Source organism: Anaerophaga thermohalophila str. Valhall (assembly GCF_000250735.1).
Classification (GTDB): Bacteria; Bacteroidota; Bacteroidia; order Bacteroidales; family Marinilabiliaceae; genus Anaerophaga; species Anaerophaga thermohalophila_A.
In genome coordinates this window covers 1-1103 of sequence record NZ_AHZV01000216.1, presented here as the reverse complement: position 1 = coordinate 1103, position 1103 = coordinate 1, and the positions used below count along the sequence as shown (strand labels likewise).

General features: G+C 36.5%; 3 protein-coding genes. 2 read left to right on the top strand and 1 reads right to left on the bottom strand.

What is annotated here, in order from left to right:
• Positions 1-72: 72 nt before the first annotated feature.
• Together OQ5_RS0111730 and OQ5_RS0111725 are read left to right on the top strand one after the other, a co-directional pair.
• On the top strand, positions 73-309 hold the full coding sequence (locus tag OQ5_RS0111730; RefSeq protein ID WP_255297513.1) for a DUF6364 family protein: 237 nt from the start codon (positions 73-75) through the stop codon (positions 307-309).
• Between the two features lie 98 nt (positions 310-407).
• Complete coding sequence (locus OQ5_RS0111725; protein ID WP_016777675.1) at positions 408-833, top strand: type II toxin-antitoxin system VapC family toxin; 426 nt, start codon at positions 408-410, stop codon at positions 831-833.
• Between the two features lie 19 nt (positions 834-852).
• On the opposite strand, the gene OQ5_RS23875 is transcribed toward OQ5_RS0111725, so the two are convergent.
• Positions 853-1103 (bottom strand): hypothetical protein (locus OQ5_RS23875; RefSeq protein WP_218054532.1); only part of this gene is annotated, 251 nt, incomplete at its 5' end.

The following is a 1103-nucleotide window of genomic DNA, read 5'->3' as shown; positions in this document are numbered from 1 at the left end:
CGTACTATAAATTTGAATTAATTTTACACGTATAAAATCTTTTTATTGGAGGAGTGTAAAATGAATACTAAATTGACACTTACAATAGAGCAATCTATAATTGAAAAAGCAAAGAAGTACGCTTCAGGAAAAGGCAGAAGTCTTTCTGATATAGTTGAGAATTATCTGAAAATCATAACGAAAGAAGAGCAGGCCAGGGAGGTTGAGTTGACCCCCATTGTAAAATCTCTAAAGGGGACATTTAAAGAACCCCGAAACTTTGATTATAAAACGGAGCTCTCAAAGAGACTTGCTGAAAAATACCTGTAAGAATGAAACGAGCATGACAAGGTTTGTCACAAGAGAACATGTATAAACACAATCATGCGAGTTCCATCAGACCAATAACTTGGACTAATTTAATACTGATGAAAAGAATATTGATTGACACCGACGTTATTCTGGACTTCTTTTTCGACCGAAAACCGTTTTCAGATAATGCAGCTAAAGTATTAGCCCTTTGCGAATCTAAAGTTATTACGGGCCATATTACTTCAGTGATTATAAGTAATGTTTACAACTTGTTGAGACAGAATGCTAAGCACGAAAAAGTGGTTGATAAATTAAATCAGTTAATATCCATTACTGAAGTGTTGACTACCGATAAAGAAACAATTTTGCGAGCCCTAAACTCACCTTTTAAAGACTTTGAAGATGCCTTACAAAACTTCTCCGCAGAAATGATTGGAGACATAGATGTGATAGTTACCCGGAATACTAAAGACTTTAAAAACAGTGCATTAGGGGTTATGACTCCGGAAAATTATTTAAAGATATTAATTGCCAGCCATTAACGCGCGTTATTGGACTTGGCTAAGGATCATATTTACAGCAAGTTTCACCTCTGAAGAGCATTCTTAACGGGCCTAAAATATCTACCAATAAGATTAGCCACGCACCATATCGCTGGACGTTGTCGCGACACGAAGTAGCTCTATATAATTGTTTTACAAGGTAAAGGTCTTGATAAAACCTGTTGTTCTTCCAATAGCATCCTACCGGGACAACTGGCGTGTGGCTTGCCCTGTAAAATAGTATTTTCACAGGGTGAACCATTATCGGTT